The following is a 14430-nucleotide window of genomic DNA, read 5'->3' on the forward strand; positions in this document are numbered from 1 at the left end:
ATCCGAACGGCTCATCGCAACCGCTCCCGATACAGCACCCGATCCAGTACATCGGCCTGATCAGCGGCATCCGCGCGCCGAATCACCCTCACCCGCACCGCAATCGACTGCGGCGCCAACGTCAACCACGCCACTCCCGGTGTCGGCGTGGGAGGTGCGGCGGTCACCCCGAAGCTGGTACCCGCGGCGACAGCGGCCAGCACCGCCCGATCGTCGGCGGCGGCCAGCGGCGGTGCGTCCAGTCCGCGTTCGCGCAGCAGGTCGACAATGCTGTCGAAGGCGGGCGGGTTGGCTGCGCGTGGCGGATGCGCGAAGTTCAGCCCGGCGAGCATCGGAAACGTCGGCCGCTCGGCGGTGGTGGTGCGGTGCTCGGCAGGCACCACCAGCCAGCGCGGCAACTTCAACACCGGCCCGGCCTCGACGCCGTCCACCAGCGCCGGATGCTCGATCACCGCCACATCGCACACCCCCGACCGCACCTGCGCGACCAGATCGACGGTCGTGCCCAGCGTGGTCGCCACATTCCCACCCGCGGCACGCAGGCCCGTCACACACGCGGCGACCAAACGGTCGGGCAGCGCACTGGTCGCCGCGAACCGCACGGTGCCGCTGAGCTGCGCGATCCGCTGTGACTCGGCGAGCAGCCGGTCGGCGTCGTCGACGAGCAATCGGGCGCGCGGCAGCAGATGCCTGCCCTCGGTGGTGAGCAACGCGCCCTGATTGGTGCGGCGGATCAATTCGACGTCGAGGTGCTGTTCGAGGCGGCGCAAACCCTGCGACAGGGGTGGTTGGGTCATGTCCAGCGCCGCTGCCGCCTTCCCGAAATGGCCCTCGTCCGCGACAGCGACGAAGAACCGGAGGTGGCGGATCAGATCCATCAAGCCATTGAACCAGCGCGCTTGCCGCGACTTGGTCGAACGGCCATGACGAGCAGGTAGTGCGCGACGTTCGGAAGAGATTTAGCGGTGTCTACCTGCGGTGATATCGAGTTCGACTCGTCCAGGGCACTGTCCGATATTGGCATGGAAGCGGCCGATGATGATGTTGTGCACCGGTGACTACCTCCGCACTGAAGCGACCCCTTTTGCGAACTCGGTTGGCTGCCGTCGCCCTGGCGGCATCGGCGGTGACTTTCACCGCCTGCGCGAGCAGTGAGGTCGAGCATGCCCCCAGCGTGTCACCGTCTGTACCAACAGAATTCGCGGCTTTGGAAGCGAAATATGGTGCCCGACTGGGGCTGTCGGTGGTCGATACCGGCAGCGGCGCGAGGGTGAACTATCGCGAAAACGAACGCTTCGCAATGGGTTCGACCTTCAAGGGTTTGGCGTGTGGCGCTCTGCTGCAGGCACATCCGTTGTCCACCGGCTACTTCGACCAGGTCATCCACTACACGTCCGCCGACATCGTGGTGAATTCTCCCGAGACCGAGAAGCACGTCGACACCGGCATGACCGTGTCCGCGATCTGTCACGCGGCAATCACCGTCTCCGACAACACCGCTGGAAACATTGTCCTTCGAATGCTGGGTGGCCCAGCAGGATTCACCGCATTCCTACGCACACTCGGCGACACCGTCACGCGCCTGGACCGCTGGGAACCCGAACTCAACGCCGCCATTCCCGGCGACGAACGCGACACCACCACCGCCGCCGCCCTGGCCGCCGACTACCGCGCTCTGGTCCTCGGCACCGCCCTCGCCGACCCTGAACGCGCCCAGCTCGCCGACTGGCTCCTGGCCTCGACCACCGGCGCGAAACGCATCAAAGCAGGCCTGCCCGCCGACTGGAAAGTAGGCGACAAGACCGGCAGCCCGTCCTACGGCTCAGCCCTCGACGTCGCCGTCGCATGGCCGCCCGGCCGCCCACCCCTGGTGCTCGCGGTGCTCACCACCAAGCCCGACCGCGACGCCGCACCGTCCAACGAGCTCGTAGCGGAGGTAACGAAGATCGCCGTCGGGCAGATATGAACCCAGTCACCTCTTGTCACCCGTTGCGCCGTCTCGGCCCCACTGACCAGGAGATATCCATCATGACGCGAACCCACACCGCGACCGCACGCAAAGCCCTCGGCGCCACGGCGATCATCGCCGGCCTCGCCGCAGTGGTCGCCCCGCCCGCGACCGCCTCCGTCACCACCATCTCGATCGCCCCCTCGGCCACCTTCGGCCTACACCCCTACGGCACCGGCTGCTCCTACACCGTCAACGTCACCGTGGACGACAACACGAAAACGGTCTACTTCTACGAAGAAGGCCAGGGCCCCAGCGGCTTCTCCGAAGCAGTCCCCGTCAACGGCGTAGCCAGCACCACCTGGGTCCCCTCCCGCACCGACATCACCTACATCTACGCCTTCCAACCGGGAGCCACGTCCCAGACCCGCTTTCCCGTCAGCGTCGGCACCGGCATAGACACCGGCTCCGCCTGCATCGCCTTCTGAACCAACCCCGACGTACACGCCAGATCATCTAGGCTGACTCGCACAGACATTCGAGTGGTGGGAGTTGGCATGACTGTGGAACTGATGAATCCGGACGGGCTGCCCAAGCCGGAGGTATACCGACAGCTCTCGATCGCGACCGGTTCGCGGCTGGTCTTCCTCGCCGGGCAGGTCGCGCGTGATGCCGACGGAAACCCGGTTGGCGCAGATGATTTCGCGGCGCAGGTCGAGCAGGCTTACCTCAATGTCGGTACCGCGCTCGCGGCCGTCGGGGGTTCGTTCGACGATGTCGCGAAGCTGACGATCTACGTCGTGGACTGGGGTCCGGAGAAGTTCCCGCTGCTCGGTGAGGGTGTGGCGCGGGCGGCGGCGAAGTTGGGGGTGGATCCGGTCAAGCCGATCACGTTGATCGGGGTTGCCGCGCTGGGGGAGCCGGATCTGCTCGTCGAGGTCGAGGCGACAGCTGTGCTCGACTGAGGATTATGCACTCCGGACATCAGCACCTCGGCTGCCGCCGAGCGGTAATGGCTTGGCGCCAAGCCGAATTCGCATTGCTATCACGGGCGGGCATTGTCCTGGCCTGTTGCGCACTGCTGGCTAGCTGCGCCGAGCAGACTGCGCCTGAGTCACTCGCCGGCGGAGCGGCGATTCCGGCGGGGGTGACATTCGCCGCGGAAGTGGCGGTTACTGACGCCGCGGCGAAGGTCACGTGGCGTTTGGACAATCGCAATGATCGAGAAGTGCTTGTGCCGATTCGGATCGAGCGCATGGGATCCATACCGCCTGGGGAAGCGTACGTGGTCCCGGCAGGTGACTATGTGGAACTCGCGCAACGCTTCTTCGAATGGCCCGCCGATGTCGGGGAGTTGTACGTGTCGCCGTCAGTCGATGTACTCCGGGTACGTCCGGGCACGACAGAGTCACGAACTATTGACGTGCCTCGCCCGTTCCTTCTCAACCACCCGTTCTACGTCGGTAGCGAGCCGAAGCTGCCGAGACGGCCCGCGGGTGTGGTGTTCTGTCTCGGGGTAATCGCGGAGCCGTACCCGCCGCCGTTGGCACTGCGCTCATACGACGGTAGGGAATTGGGGAGCCATGGGTCGGCAGTCTTCGCGCTTCAGCATCGCTTCTGCGCGGACCCGATAGCGATCGATTGAAGGGAGTCTTCTACAGCTAACCTGTTCTCATCCTGATCGATCGGAACCCCTTGCGCCTTCGTTGGATTGTCGCGCCTATCGCTGCCGCGTCCGCGCTGGCTCTGGTGGCGTTCGGTGTTCGCGATACCGAGACCGAGTGGTCCAGTGCGTGGGCGACGTCGGTGCAGTATCCGATTTATCAGAACTGGTCGGCGATGGGGTTCTCGGATCAGACTGTGCGGCAGGTGATTCGGTTGTCGCAGGAGGGTTCGCAGGTTCGGGTTCGGTTGTCCAATCGCTATGGCGAGTACCCGCTGCCGGTGAAGGCGGCTACGGTTGCGCGCAGTGTTGGGGGCGCGGCTGTGGCTCCGGAGTCGGTGCGGCCGTTGATGGTTGGTGGAAACTCCGACTTTGTTGTCGCGCCCGGGGGAGAAGTTGTCAGCGATGCGGTGGAAACGGTGGGGGCGTCGATGGCGGTGACGTTGTATCTGGCCCAGCCCACCGGTCCGGCCACGCAGCACGGGCAGGCGATGACCACCACCTACCGGGCCGCGGGGGATCACAGTACGGACCCGGCGGCGGTGGCGTTCACCGAGAGTTCTCAGTCCTGGTACTACCTGTCGGGCGTCGATACAGTGCGGCCGAAAGACTCTAAAATCACTGTGGCATTCGGTGATTCGCTCACCGATGGTTATCGCTCCACCGTGAACGCGGATCAGCGTTACCCCGATCAGCTGGCTGCGGTCGGTCACCACGGGCCGGTGGTCAACGCCGGGATCAGTGGCAACAAACTGCTGACCGACTCGAATGTGTTGGGCGACAACGCCATCGCCCGGTTCCGGCGCGATGCGCTCGATCAGCCGGGAGTCGGCACCGTCGTGGTGCTGATCGGTATCAACGACATCGGTCTATCCGGTAGCGCGGGCCCGGACGGTATCGTCTATCCGCTCGTTTCCACCGATCAGCTCATCAACGGATACCGCGACCTGATCACCCAGGCGCGCAACAGGGGCGTGCGCATCGTCGGCGCGACCATCCCGCCGTTCGCCGGGTCGACGTATTACGCGGTGGAGAAGGAGCGAATGCGCACCGACGTGAATACGTGGATACGCGAGTCGGGTGCCTTCGACGAGGTGGTCGACGTCGACCGCGCGCTGGCCCAACCCGGTGATCGCGCGCACCTGGCGGCGCAGTTCGACTCCGGTGATCACTTGCACCCCAACGACTCCGGCTACCGGACGATCGCCGCCACCATCGCGCCGGCTCTGCACAGCTGACCAGCGCCGATACTGACCCGTAACCCAACAGCCGGTGAACCCTGGTCTGCCGAGTGGCAGCCGGGGCGGGGCCTCGATATGCTCGACCCGATTCCGAAACAGGCTGCCTTGCTGCGTGTTTGATGACCACCTATGGCCGGGGGCTTGTGAGTACTGCGGACGTACTGCCGATGACACAGACGGTTTCTGCACCGGAGAAGTCCGGTGGCAGTGCCGGATCCGTGGTGCTGGGGGCCGCGGTCGCGGTGGTGGCGATCGCCGCGGTGACCGCGCTGTTCGCACCGTCGAACATCGGCATCCCGATCCTGACCGCCGCCGTGACCGCGGCGCTGATCGGGGCCCCGGCGATCGCGTTCGCGCTGCGCCAACGCGCACAGGCGCGCGCGAACCTGGCCGCCGCGCAGCGAGCCGAACAGCAACTGACCGCCGCGACCGCCGAAGCCGCCGCGCGGTTGACGCAGGCCGAGGAGCACACGGCCGGATATGCCTGGGAGGCACAGGAAAACGCGCGTCGCGGTGCCGCCGCCCTTGCCGCGTTCTCCGGTGCCGCCGGCCGCATCCAGGCGATGACCACCTCCATGCTGGCGGAGTTGCGCGAGATGGAGCACCGTCACGCCGACCCGCGCGTGCTCACCGACCTGCTGCACATCGACCACCGCACCGCTCAGGCCGGCCGCCTCGCCGACAGTATCGCGGTGCTCAGTGGCGCTCGCACCGGGCGCCGCTGGGCCAAACCCATTGCGATGGAGTCGATTCTGCGCGGCGCGATGGGTCGTGTGGCCGGATACCAGCGCGTGCGTTTGCGAGCGATCGCCGACATCGGTATCGCCGGGCACGCCGCCGAGGGCGTGATGCATACCCTGGCCGAACTGCTGGACAACGCCTGCAACTTCTCCCCACCCACCACCGAGGTGCACGTCTACGCCGCGGAAGTGCCTGCGGGAGTGGTGATCACGATCGAGGACAGCGGTCTGATCATGAGCGATTCCGCGTTGCGTCGTGCCGAAGCCGCGGTCACCGGGCGTGATCACAAGGGCAAGGGCGCCGACCTGGCGACGCTGTCGGGCACCCGCCTCGGGCTGGCCGTGGTCGGGCACCTGGCGCGCAAACACGAACTCACCGTGTCGTATCGACCCTCGGCCATCGGTGGCACCGCCGTGGTGGTCGTGGTCCCGCGCGAACTCACCGCACGCGCGGAACGTCGCAGCCGCAACACCGCGCCGCGCGTCGCCGAGCCTGCGACATTGAGTCAGTTCGACAACCCGATTCCGCGTCAAAGTGCTACTGGCACAATGTCACTGGGCGATACCGGCCCGATCAACATCATCGATCCGGCCGATCAACACACACCATCCAACGGCACACTGCCGAAGCGCCGCAGAGGCGACACCCTGGCCCAAGTCCACCCCGAAGGAATCACCACCACACCTGCCACTCCTGCCCCACCGGCCAAGCCCACCGCACTGGGCGCCTTCCAGCGTTCCGCGCCGGGCCGCACCGCTTCCGACCCACTGGAGGACCGATGACCACCACCGCCCCGGCCGACCTCGGCTGGCTGCTCGAGAAACTGCTCGCCCGCACCCCACGCGCCAAACATGCGCTGCTGCTGTCGGGTGACGGGTTGAAGATCTGCCACACCCCCGAACTCGATGTCGATCGCGCCGACCAGCTCGCCGCGATCGCCGCCGGGTTCCAGAGTCTGGCGCACGGGGCCTCCGTCGAGTTCGGTGACGGGCGTGGCGGAGTTCGCCAGTCGATGACCGAGTTCTACGGCGGCATTTTATTCGTGGTCGAGGCGGGGCGCGGCGCGCATTTAGCGGTGATCGCCGCCGAGGACGCCGACGCGGGCCTGGTCGGGCACACGATGCACGAGCTGGTCGAACAGCTCGGCGAGCACATGGCCGCGCAGCCCCGACGGGGTGTGACCGATTGACCAGGGCGGCACGCGACGACGATCCCGACCGCTTCTACACCTTGACCGGCGGTCGAGCGCCCGCCACCGACGACTTCGACCTGGTCACGCTGGTGGTCGCGGAGTCGGGGCCCAGCGCCGGGATGTCCTCGGAGCAGGCCGCGATCCTGGACATGTGCGCGGCGCCGACCGCGGTGGTGGAGATCGCCGCCGAGCTGCGGCTGCCCGTCGGCGTGGCCACCGTGCTGCTGTCGGATCTGCTCGCCGAAGGCAAGATCACGATCCGACCCCCGTTGTCGGCGGCGATGTCGCTGGACCTTTCCACCCTCGAGAAGGTGCTCGTTGGACTTCGCAAGCTCTGAGAACGTGCCGACGCGGGCGCGAGCACCGCTGCACAGCACGGCGAAACACGGGCTGAAAATCGTGGTCATCGGCGGATTCGGTGTCGGCAAAACGACATTGGTGCGTTCGGTGAGCGAGATCCGGCCCTTGGACACCGAGGCCACCATGACCGACGTGAGCGCGGCCGTGGACGACACCACCGGCGTGCCCGGCAAGTCGACCACCACGGTCGCCTTCGACTTCGGACGCATCACCCTCGACGAAGAGCACGTGCTCTATTTGTTCGGAGCGCCTGGGCAGCAACGGTTCTGGTTCCTATGGGACCGGCTGTTCACCGGTGCGTTGGGCGCGATCGTGCTGGTCGACCAACGTCGGATCAGCGATTCCTGGTACGCGATCGACCGGCTCGAACACCAGAAGACGCCGTTTGTGGTGGCCTGCAACGACTTCGGCGAGACACATGCTCCAGACGAGGTGCGCGAAGCGCTGGACCTGGATCCCGCGGTGCCGCTGGTGATGTGTGACGCGCGCTCGCGCGAATCGAGCAAGCAGGTGCTGATCAGCCTGATCGAGTACCTGTATTCCGCTGTCCCCCAGGGAGAACCCGTCACATGAGCACACCGACCGGCTGCCCGATCACCGGCGCGGTGCCGTTGAGCGGTCCTGAATTCCACATCGAACCGCACGAGGTCTACCGGCGGATGCGCCGCGATCACGGGCCCGTCGTCGAGGTGGATCTGGGCGGATTCCCGGCGTGGCTGATCATCGGCTATCGCGAACTGCACCAGGTGACCAGCGATCCGCTGCTGTTCCCGCGCGATGTGTCGCTGTGGAATCAGTGGGGCAACGTGCCCGCGGACTGGCCGTTGCTGCCGATGGTCGGGCAGCCCATGCCCTCGATCTACTTCACCGCGGGTGCCGAACATCGCAGGCACCTGGCGATGGTCGAACCCGCCCTGGACGCGGTCGACCACTTCGAATTGCGCCGCGCCTGTGAGGAAATCGCGGACCGGCTGGTCGACGGGTTCTGCGGTCGCGGCACCGCCGACCTCATCGCGGAATTCGCCATGAAGCTGCCCGTGCTGGCGCTGGCCCGCATTCTCGGCCTGCCCGACACCGATGCCGACGACCTCGCCCTGGTGATCAAGATGCTCGCCGACGGCGGCGCCGACGCCCAAGCCGGACACGCCCGCTTCGCCGAACACATGGCGCGACTGGTCGCGACCAAGAAGGCCCGTCCCGCAGGGGATTTGGTGTCGCTGATGTTGGCCGACCCGGAGCCGTTCACCGACGAGGAATACATGATGGACCTGATGGCGATCACCGCCGCGGGTCACCTGCCCACCGCCGACTGGCTGGGCATCTCGATGCGCCTGATGCTCACCGACGACCGATTCGCGAACTCGCTGGGCGGCGGCCGACGCAGCGTCGGCGAGGCCATGAGCGAAGTCCTCTGGGAAGAGGGCCCCACCTCGATTCTGGCTGGACGCTGGGCCGCGCGTGATACGCGCCTGGGGGACAAGACAATTCGCGCCGGAGACATGCTGTTGCTCGGTTTGGCCGCGGCGAACCTCGATCCCCATGTGCGACAGTCGTTTTCCGAGGGCGGATCCGTGCCCACAGGCAACAACGCACACTTCGCCTTCAGTTACGGCGAATACCGCTGCCCTTTCCCCGCCCAGCAGATCGCGGAGATCATCGCCAGGACCGGCATCGAGGTGCTGCTGGACCGGCTGCCCGACATGGACCTGGCAGTGCCCGCCGACCAGCTCACCCGGCGACCCTCAGCTTTTCTTCGTGGCATGACCGCACTGCCCGTTCGTTTCACACCAGTTCGACCCGTCGGAGGTTTTTCGTGAGTTCCACCTGTCCCTTTGCCATCGATCCCATGGTCGGTGACCTCAACGGGGAGACCGCCCGACTTCGCGAGCTCGGCCCGATCACCAAGATCGACCTGCTCGGCGTGCCCGCCTGGACCGTCACCGATCACGCGATCGCACGCCAGCTGACCACCGACTCCCGGCTGGTCAAGGACATCAACGCCTGGAAGCTGTACACCGACGGCGTGGTGACCACCCAGTGGCCGCTGATCGGCATGGTGCTGGTCGACCGGTCGATGTTCAGCGTCGACGGGGCCGAGCACCGCAGGCTGCGCCTGAAGACCGCGCAGGCGCTGGCCCCGCGCCGACTCGAGGAACTGCGTCCGGTAATCGAGCAGCTCACCGCCGACTTACTCGACGACCTAGAGGCCGCGGGCGCCGACGGTGCGCCGGTCGACCTCAAGGAGATCTTCGCCTACCCGCTGCCGATGCGCGTGGTCGGTGACCTGATGGGCGTCGCGCGCGAAGACCACGCGCAGCTGCTGGACTGGTACAAGAAGTTCTTCTCGGTGATGACCCCGCAGGACGAGCGGCTGGCGATCATCGGCGGCCTGGACGTGTACTTCACCGACCTGGTCCGGGCGAAGATCGCGAACCCGGGCGACGACCTGACCTCGGCGTTCATCACCGCCGACGAGGGTGGTGAGCCGCTCACCGAGGAAGAGGCGATCGGCAACATCAAGGCACTGGTCGCCGCCGGGCACGAGACCACCGTCAGCCTGATCATCAACACCGTGCGCGCGCTGCTGGGTCACCCCGAGCAGTTGGCGAAAGTCCTTGCGGGCGAGGTGGAATGGAAGCAGGTCATCGAGGAGTCGCTGCGCTTCGATGGTCCGGTATCGCACCTGCTGATGCGGTTCGCCGCCGAGGACATCCAGGTCGGTGACACCCTGATCGCGAAGGGTGACGGGGTGGTGATGTCGTATCGGGCCGTCGGCCGCGACACTGCCGTGCACGGGGACACCGCCGACGAGTTCGACGTGAACCGGTCAACTGCCAACCGGCACTTGGCATTCGGCTATGGCCCGCACATCTGCCCCGGCGCGGCACTGTCGCGTCTGGAAGCCGCGATCGCGCTGCCCGCGCTGTTCGCACGCTTCCCGGATCTGCGACTTGCGGTGCCCGACAGTGAGATCGGCAACCTGCCGGTGCTCACGCAGAACGATCTGGCCGCGTTGCCGATCATCTTGAAGTGATCGATTGTCGCGCCCGGCGAACTGTCGCCGGGCGCGACGTGTTGCCTACAGGCCCAGATCGCGGCCGATCAGTTCCTTCATGATCTCGTTGGAACCCGCCCAGATCTTGGTGACCCTGGCATCCATCCACGCACGCGCGACACGGTATTCGCGCATGTAGCCGTAGCCGCCGTGCAGCTGCACGCACGCGTCGAGCACATCGTTCTGCACCTGCGCCGACCACCACTTCGCCTTCGCGGCGTCGACAGCGGACAGCTCACCGTCAGCGTGCGCGGCGATGCCCTGATCGACGAACGCCTGTGTCACTTCGATTTTGGTGACCAATTCGGCGAAAAGGAACTTGTTGTACTGGAAGCTGCCGATCTGCTGACCGAAAGCCTTGCGCTCCTTGGCATACTGCAGCGTCTCGTCCAGAATCGCCGCGGCGTGCGCGAGATTGGAGACCGCGGCACCGATGCGTTCCTGCGGCAGGCGCTCCATCATCGCGATGAAGCCGCGGTCGACCTCGCCGATCCGGTTGGCGTCGGGCACGCGCACATTGTCGAAAAACAGTTCGGCGGTGTCGGATTCGGGCTGGCCGACCTTGTCGAGCTTGCGCCCGCGAGTGAAGCCGTCCATCCCGTTCTCGATCGCGAACAGGGTGATGCCCTTGGCCTTCTTCTCCGGGCTGGTGCGCGCGGCCACGATCACCAGGTCGGCGTTGAAACCGTTGGTGATGAACGTCTTCGAGCCGTTGACGATCCAGTCGTCACCGTCGCGCACGGCGGTGGTCTTCAGCGCGGCCAGGTCCGAACCACCCGAAGGTTCGGTCATGCCGATGGCGGTGATGATCTCGCCGGTGCAGAACTTCGGCAGCCAGCGCTGCTTCTGTTCCTGGGTGGTCAGCTCCACCAGGTATGGCGCGCACACGTCGTAGTGGATGCCGAACGAAGATGCCACCGCCGCACCGGATTTGGACAGCTCCTCGGCGAACACCGCGTTGAACCGGTAGTCGCCGGCGTCGCTGCCACCGAACTCCTCCGGCACACCGAGGCCGAGGTAGCCCAGTTCGCCTGCCGCAAGCCAGGTTTCGCGATCGATGGCCCGCTGCTCGGTGAACCGTTCGGCGTTGGGCTCGATCGAACGCTTGACGAACTCGGCAACCGACGCGCGAAACGCATCGTGATCCTCGGTGAACAGCGAACGCTTCATGATGTCCTCATCGTTGGCTAACGGCTTGTCGCCACCATGATTCCTACACTGTACGAATCCCGCAACCACGGGCAACGGATTGTGCTCCGAACACAAAAAACTCCCCGGTCACAATGACCGAGGAGTTCTCGCTGTAGCCCCGACGGGATTCGAACCCGCGCTACCGCCTTGAGAGGGCGGCGTCCTAGGCCGCTAGACGACGGGGCCAGAACAACAGCTCACCAGGGTGAACCGCGCGGACCTACCATAGTCGACGACCGGGCGTTCGACCAAAACGGCTGGTCGGCCGACCGGCCCCGTGCTACCCGGCGATGACGGAGGGTTCTTCCGGGGAACGGGTAGCCGCCGCTTCCAGGGCGGCGCGGATGACCGGGGCGCCGTGCTCGACGAACTCGGCGATCGGTGCGGCGAGCGCTGCGGGCAGGACGTCGGTGTGCCAGACGAACCGGGTTCTGCCGTCGGCGGTGGCCACGGCCTGCATCGAGGCGTTGTGGTGGGAGGGGTGCAGGTCGCCACCGACCGCGCAGTAGGCGACGCGTTTGGTGGTCGGGTCGAGGTCGACCAGGCGTTCGGCCACCACGGTGCCGTTGGCGAAAGTGACTGTGCGGGTGTCGCTGTCGACCCGGGTGTCGGTGACGAAACCGGGGGCCAGGCGTTCGTGCACCGCGCCGAAGTCCTTCAACACGTCCCATACCTGATCCGGTGTGGCATCGACGAGGAATTCTTTGTGCACGGATGCCATGGTTGTCTCCTTTTTTTGGGGTCCTGCTCCCAGCATCCCCGCCCCGATGGTCCCGGTCTTGAACATTTTTGCGGCCGACTTGTCACACCCTGGGCGTACGGTCGATTCATGTTGTGCGCAGTGCCGATCGCCGCCCGACCGGACTTCACCGTGACCGCGGTGAACTGCCACGCCGACCACACCCGCTGGTCGGCGCCGCAGGCACGCCACGACCACCGGATCGTGCTCGTGCGGCGCGGCCGGTTCCGGCGGCAAGCCGACGGGGTGGCGGCCGACCTGGATCCCACCGTCGGATATGTGGGCGTGCCCGGCGAGGAAGAACGCTTCGCGCATCCCGCGGGCGGCGATATCTGCACCTCGATCAGCGTCTCGCCTGAGTTCTGGGAGGGTTCCGCGGTCGCGCGCGCACTGTACGTCGACGCCCGTGTCGCGTTGGCGCACCATCGGCTGCTCGAAGCCGGCACCCGCGGTGACATCGACTACGCGGTGACCGAGGAACTGCTCGGACTCGTCGCAGCGGCCACCCGGCAGCCGATGCCGAGTCGCCGTCGCGACGACGAAGCGACCGTCACCGCAGCTAGACAGGCCATTCTCGCCGGTGCACCGGAAGCCGCGGGGCTACGGTCGCTGGCCGGACTGCTCGACGTCTCGCCGTATCGACTGAGCCGGGTGTTCTCCCAGCACATGGGCGTCTCACTCACCCGCTACCGCAACCGAGTCCGCGTCGGCCACGCCATGAACCGACTCACCGACGGCGAAACCAGCCTCGCAGTGCTCGCCGCAGACCTCGGCTTCGCCGACCAAGCCCACCTGACCCGCACGATCGGCGAGCACCTCGGCCACACCCCCACCACCCTGCGCCGATTACTCAGCGGGCAAGTGGACCCGGCGATCCAGGAAAGGGTGGGCCGATGACCGGCACAGTGTCTTGTGGTCGGCACCGGTGCGTCCCATAATTGGCTGGTCGGTGCACCTATCCTCGCGAGAGAGTGGCCATGACAGCAGCATCTCGACGGGTCAGGATCAGGACCGGGGTGGTCGATCCGAGCCTGCATTGCCGGTTCGTGCCCGATTTCACCCAACGCAACACGCGGTTTCTCGCCGCGACGACCGGCGCCGATTCGCTGTGGACCATCGACCATCTGATCGGTTTGTGGCCTTCGTCGTTGTGGAAGACGGCCCACACCGGCGGAGCCAGGGTCGTGCCGCACTCGGATGCGTACTACGACCCATGGACCCTGCTCGGGTACGCCGCCGCGCGCAACCGGTTCAGCAGGCTGCGGCTCGGCGTCGGTGTCACCGACGCGGGTCGGCGAAATCCTGCTGTCACCGCGCAGGCCGCCGCGACCCTGCACCTGCTCAGCGGCGGTCGAGCGATTCTCGGGATCGGGCCGGGGGAGCGCGAGAACAACGAGCCCTACGGCGTCGACTGGCAGCGGCCCGTCGCTCGCTTCGAAGAAGCCGTGGCGACGATCCGGGCGCTGTGGGAATCCAACGGCGAAGCCATCTCTCGCGATTCGGAGTTCTTTCCGCTGCGCGACGCGGTCTTCGCGCTGCCACCGCACCGCGGCACCCGCCCCGAACTCTGGATGGGCGCACACGGGCCACGAATGCTGCGCGCCGCGGGCCGATACGCCGACGCCTGGCTGCCCGCTTTCCCGAGCAGCCCGGCCGAATACCGTGACAAGCTGGCGGTGATCCGGTCCGCGGCCTCCGATGCCGGTCGCGACCCCGCATCGGTCCAGGCGGCAGGCTGGATGTTCGTCATCACGGCCCGCTCGGCGGCGATCGTCGAGGAGATCCTGCACTCACCACTGTGTCGCGTCTTCGCGCTCAGTGCATCGGCGCAAGCCTGGGCCCGACACGGTGTCGACCATCCACTGGGGCCCACGTTCACCGGCGCGCAGGACATCCTCCCGCAGACCATCGATGAACCCACCGCACTGGCCTACGCCGAGCTGGTCCCCGACTCGCTGTTGCGCGACTGGCTGGTCGTCGGCACACCCGACGAGGTCCTCGACCAGATCGCCGAACGCCGCGACCACGGCCTGACCTACGCGGTGATGGCCGATCTCGCGATCCTCCACCCGAGCCTGCGCACCGGTATGCGCGCGTCGACCTCCTTCGCGAAAGTTTTGCGTGGTGTCCGACGACTGTGAAAGGAGGTTGAGACTGCTGGCGAAAGAAGTGGCCGAGGTCGGCGCGGCCGAAGAGATCCGGGCCTTCTACGGCGATGGCCGAGTGCCGCTGCCTGAAGGTGTTGTCGAGCCCAGCGAATCCGAGCTGGCGGCAGTGGATGATATGCAGTGGTGAGCGAG

The 14430-nt window shown here is 66.5% G+C and carries 16 protein-coding genes and 1 tRNA gene; 13 read left to right on the top strand and 4 right to left on the bottom strand.

Annotated features, from left to right (window positions below):
- Nucleotides 1-11: 11 nt before the first annotated feature.
- The gene (locus ACFWVD_RS03820; RefSeq protein WP_379240402.1) at nucleotides 12-878 is read right to left on the bottom strand and encodes a LysR family transcriptional regulator; all 867 of its coding nucleotides are present in this window, start codon (nucleotides 876-878) and stop codon (nucleotides 12-14) included.
- Between the two features lie 206 nt (nucleotides 879-1084).
- Here ACFWVD_RS03820 and bla point away from each other — a divergent pair, with 206 nt between their 5' ends.
- From bla to ACFWVD_RS03870, 10 genes are all read left to right on the top strand, one after another.
- Nucleotides 1085-1966, top strand: coding sequence for a class A beta-lactamase (bla, locus tag ACFWVD_RS03825; RefSeq protein ID WP_379240968.1), 882 nt, complete (start codon nucleotides 1085-1087; stop codon nucleotides 1964-1966).
- Between the two features lie 62 nt (nucleotides 1967-2028).
- A complete protein-coding gene (locus ACFWVD_RS03830) occupies nucleotides 2029-2436 on the top strand; it encodes a hypothetical protein (protein ID WP_379240403.1) in 408 nt (135 codons plus the stop codon).
- Nucleotides 2437-2505: 69 nt separating this feature from the next.
- Entirely contained in the window at nucleotides 2506-2913 is a 408-nt protein-coding gene (locus tag ACFWVD_RS03835; RefSeq protein ID WP_379240404.1) for a RidA family protein, read from the top strand.
- Nucleotides 2914-3697: 784 nt separating this feature from the next.
- A complete protein-coding gene (locus ACFWVD_RS03840) occupies nucleotides 3698-4849 on the top strand; it encodes an SGNH/GDSL hydrolase family protein (RefSeq protein ID WP_379240405.1) in 1152 nt (383 codons plus the stop codon).
- 170 nt (nucleotides 4850-5019) lie between these two features.
- Entirely contained in the window at nucleotides 5020-6375 is a 1356-nt protein-coding gene (locus ACFWVD_RS03845; RefSeq protein ID WP_379240406.1) for a sensor histidine kinase, read from the top strand.
- Nucleotides 6372-6782 carry a roadblock/LC7 domain-containing protein gene (locus tag ACFWVD_RS03850; protein ID WP_379240407.1) on the top strand — a complete coding sequence of 137 codons (411 nt, stop codon included), beginning with the start codon at nucleotides 6372-6374 and terminating at the stop codon, nucleotides 6780-6782. Before ACFWVD_RS03845 ends, ACFWVD_RS03850 begins: the two co-directional genes overlap by 4 nt.
- A complete protein-coding gene (locus ACFWVD_RS03855; RefSeq protein ID WP_379240408.1) occupies nucleotides 6779-7123 on the top strand; it encodes a DUF742 domain-containing protein in 345 nt (114 codons plus the stop codon). The genes ACFWVD_RS03850 and ACFWVD_RS03855 overlap by 4 nt, the downstream gene beginning before the upstream one ends.
- Nucleotides 7124-7127: 4 nt before the next feature.
- Nucleotides 7128-7718 (top strand): ATP/GTP-binding protein, encoded by a 591-nt coding sequence (locus ACFWVD_RS03860; RefSeq protein WP_379240409.1) that lies wholly within the window; start codon nucleotides 7128-7130, stop codon nucleotides 7716-7718.
- The gene (locus ACFWVD_RS03865; RefSeq protein WP_379240410.1) at nucleotides 7715-8962 is read left to right on the top strand and encodes a cytochrome P450; all 1248 of its coding nucleotides are present in this window, start codon (nucleotides 7715-7717) and stop codon (nucleotides 8960-8962) included. Before ACFWVD_RS03860 ends, ACFWVD_RS03865 begins: the two co-directional genes overlap by 4 nt.
- A complete protein-coding gene (locus ACFWVD_RS03870; RefSeq protein WP_379240411.1) occupies nucleotides 8959-10179 on the top strand; it encodes a cytochrome P450 in 1221 nt (406 codons plus the stop codon). Before ACFWVD_RS03865 ends, ACFWVD_RS03870 begins: the two co-directional genes overlap by 4 nt.
- Before the next feature lie 45 nt (nucleotides 10180-10224).
- On the opposite strand, the gene ACFWVD_RS03875 is transcribed toward ACFWVD_RS03870, so the two are convergent.
- The 3 genes from ACFWVD_RS03875 to ACFWVD_RS03885 all read right to left on the bottom strand — a co-directional run bounded on the left by ACFWVD_RS03875 (nucleotide 10225) and on the right by ACFWVD_RS03885 (nucleotide 12112).
- Nucleotides 10225-11370, bottom strand: a complete 1146-nt coding sequence (locus ACFWVD_RS03875) for an acyl-CoA dehydrogenase family protein (RefSeq protein ID WP_379240412.1) — start codon at nucleotides 11368-11370, stop codon at nucleotides 10225-10227.
- Between the two features lie 134 nt (nucleotides 11371-11504).
- Nucleotides 11505-11577: transfer RNA gene (locus tag ACFWVD_RS03880), tRNA-Glu, on the bottom strand.
- A 94-nt stretch (nucleotides 11578-11671) separates the two neighbouring features.
- Nucleotides 11672-12112, bottom strand: coding sequence for an SRPBCC family protein (locus tag ACFWVD_RS03885; RefSeq protein WP_379240413.1), 441 nt, complete (start codon nucleotides 12110-12112; stop codon nucleotides 11672-11674).
- 108 nt (nucleotides 12113-12220) lie between these two features.
- Between ACFWVD_RS03885 and ACFWVD_RS03890 the strand changes: the two genes are divergently transcribed.
- The 3 genes from ACFWVD_RS03890 to ACFWVD_RS03900 all read left to right on the top strand — a co-directional run bounded on the left by ACFWVD_RS03890 (nucleotide 12221) and on the right by ACFWVD_RS03900 (nucleotide 14425).
- Nucleotides 12221-13027: a helix-turn-helix transcriptional regulator gene (locus ACFWVD_RS03890; RefSeq protein WP_379240414.1), complete on the top strand. Its 807-nt coding sequence runs from the start codon at nucleotides 12221-12223 to the stop codon at nucleotides 13025-13027.
- An 80-nt stretch (nucleotides 13028-13107) separates the two neighbouring features.
- Entirely contained in the window at nucleotides 13108-14271 is a 1164-nt protein-coding gene (locus tag ACFWVD_RS03895) for an LLM class flavin-dependent oxidoreductase (protein ID WP_379240415.1), read from the top strand.
- Nucleotides 14272-14278: 7 nt separating this feature from the next.
- A complete protein-coding gene (locus ACFWVD_RS03900) occupies nucleotides 14279-14425 on the top strand; it encodes a hypothetical protein (protein ID WP_379240416.1) in 147 nt (48 codons plus the stop codon).
- Nucleotides 14426-14430 lie beyond the last annotated feature (5 nt).

This window comes from Nocardia sp. NPDC058666 (assembly GCF_042714895.1).
Taxonomy (GTDB): domain Bacteria; phylum Actinomycetota; class Actinomycetes; order Mycobacteriales; family Mycobacteriaceae; genus Nocardia.

Excerpts from the sequence above, each read along its gene's own strand:
- ACFWVD_RS03890 (WP_379240414.1), top strand. The coding sequence starts at position 12,221 with ATGTTGTGCGCAGTGCCGATCGCCGCCCGACCGGACTTCACCGTGACC.
- ACFWVD_RS03820 (WP_379240402.1), bottom strand. The coding sequence starts at position 878 with ATGGATCTGATCCGCCACCTCCGGTTCTTCGTCGCTGTCGCGGACGAG.
- ACFWVD_RS03885 (WP_379240413.1), bottom strand. The coding sequence starts at position 12,112 with ATGGCATCCGTGCACAAAGAATTCCTCGTCGATGCCACACCGGATCAG.
- ACFWVD_RS03845 (WP_379240406.1), top strand. The coding sequence starts at position 5,020 with ATGACACAGACGGTTTCTGCACCGGAGAAGTCCGGTGGCAGTGCCGGA.
- ACFWVD_RS03895 (WP_379240415.1), top strand. The coding sequence starts at position 13,108 with ATGACAGCAGCATCTCGACGGGTCAGGATCAGGACCGGGGTGGTCGAT.
- ACFWVD_RS03835 (WP_379240404.1), top strand. The coding sequence starts at position 2,506 with ATGACTGTGGAACTGATGAATCCGGACGGGCTGCCCAAGCCGGAGGTA.
- ACFWVD_RS03865 (WP_379240410.1), top strand. The coding sequence starts at position 7,715 with ATGAGCACACCGACCGGCTGCCCGATCACCGGCGCGGTGCCGTTGAGC.
- ACFWVD_RS03830 (WP_379240403.1), top strand. The coding sequence starts at position 2,029 with ATGACGCGAACCCACACCGCGACCGCACGCAAAGCCCTCGGCGCCACG.
- ACFWVD_RS03850 (WP_379240407.1), top strand. The coding sequence starts at position 6,372 with ATGACCACCACCGCCCCGGCCGACCTCGGCTGGCTGCTCGAGAAACTG.
- ACFWVD_RS03875 (WP_379240412.1), bottom strand. The coding sequence starts at position 11,370 with ATGAAGCGTTCGCTGTTCACCGAGGATCACGATGCGTTTCGCGCGTCG.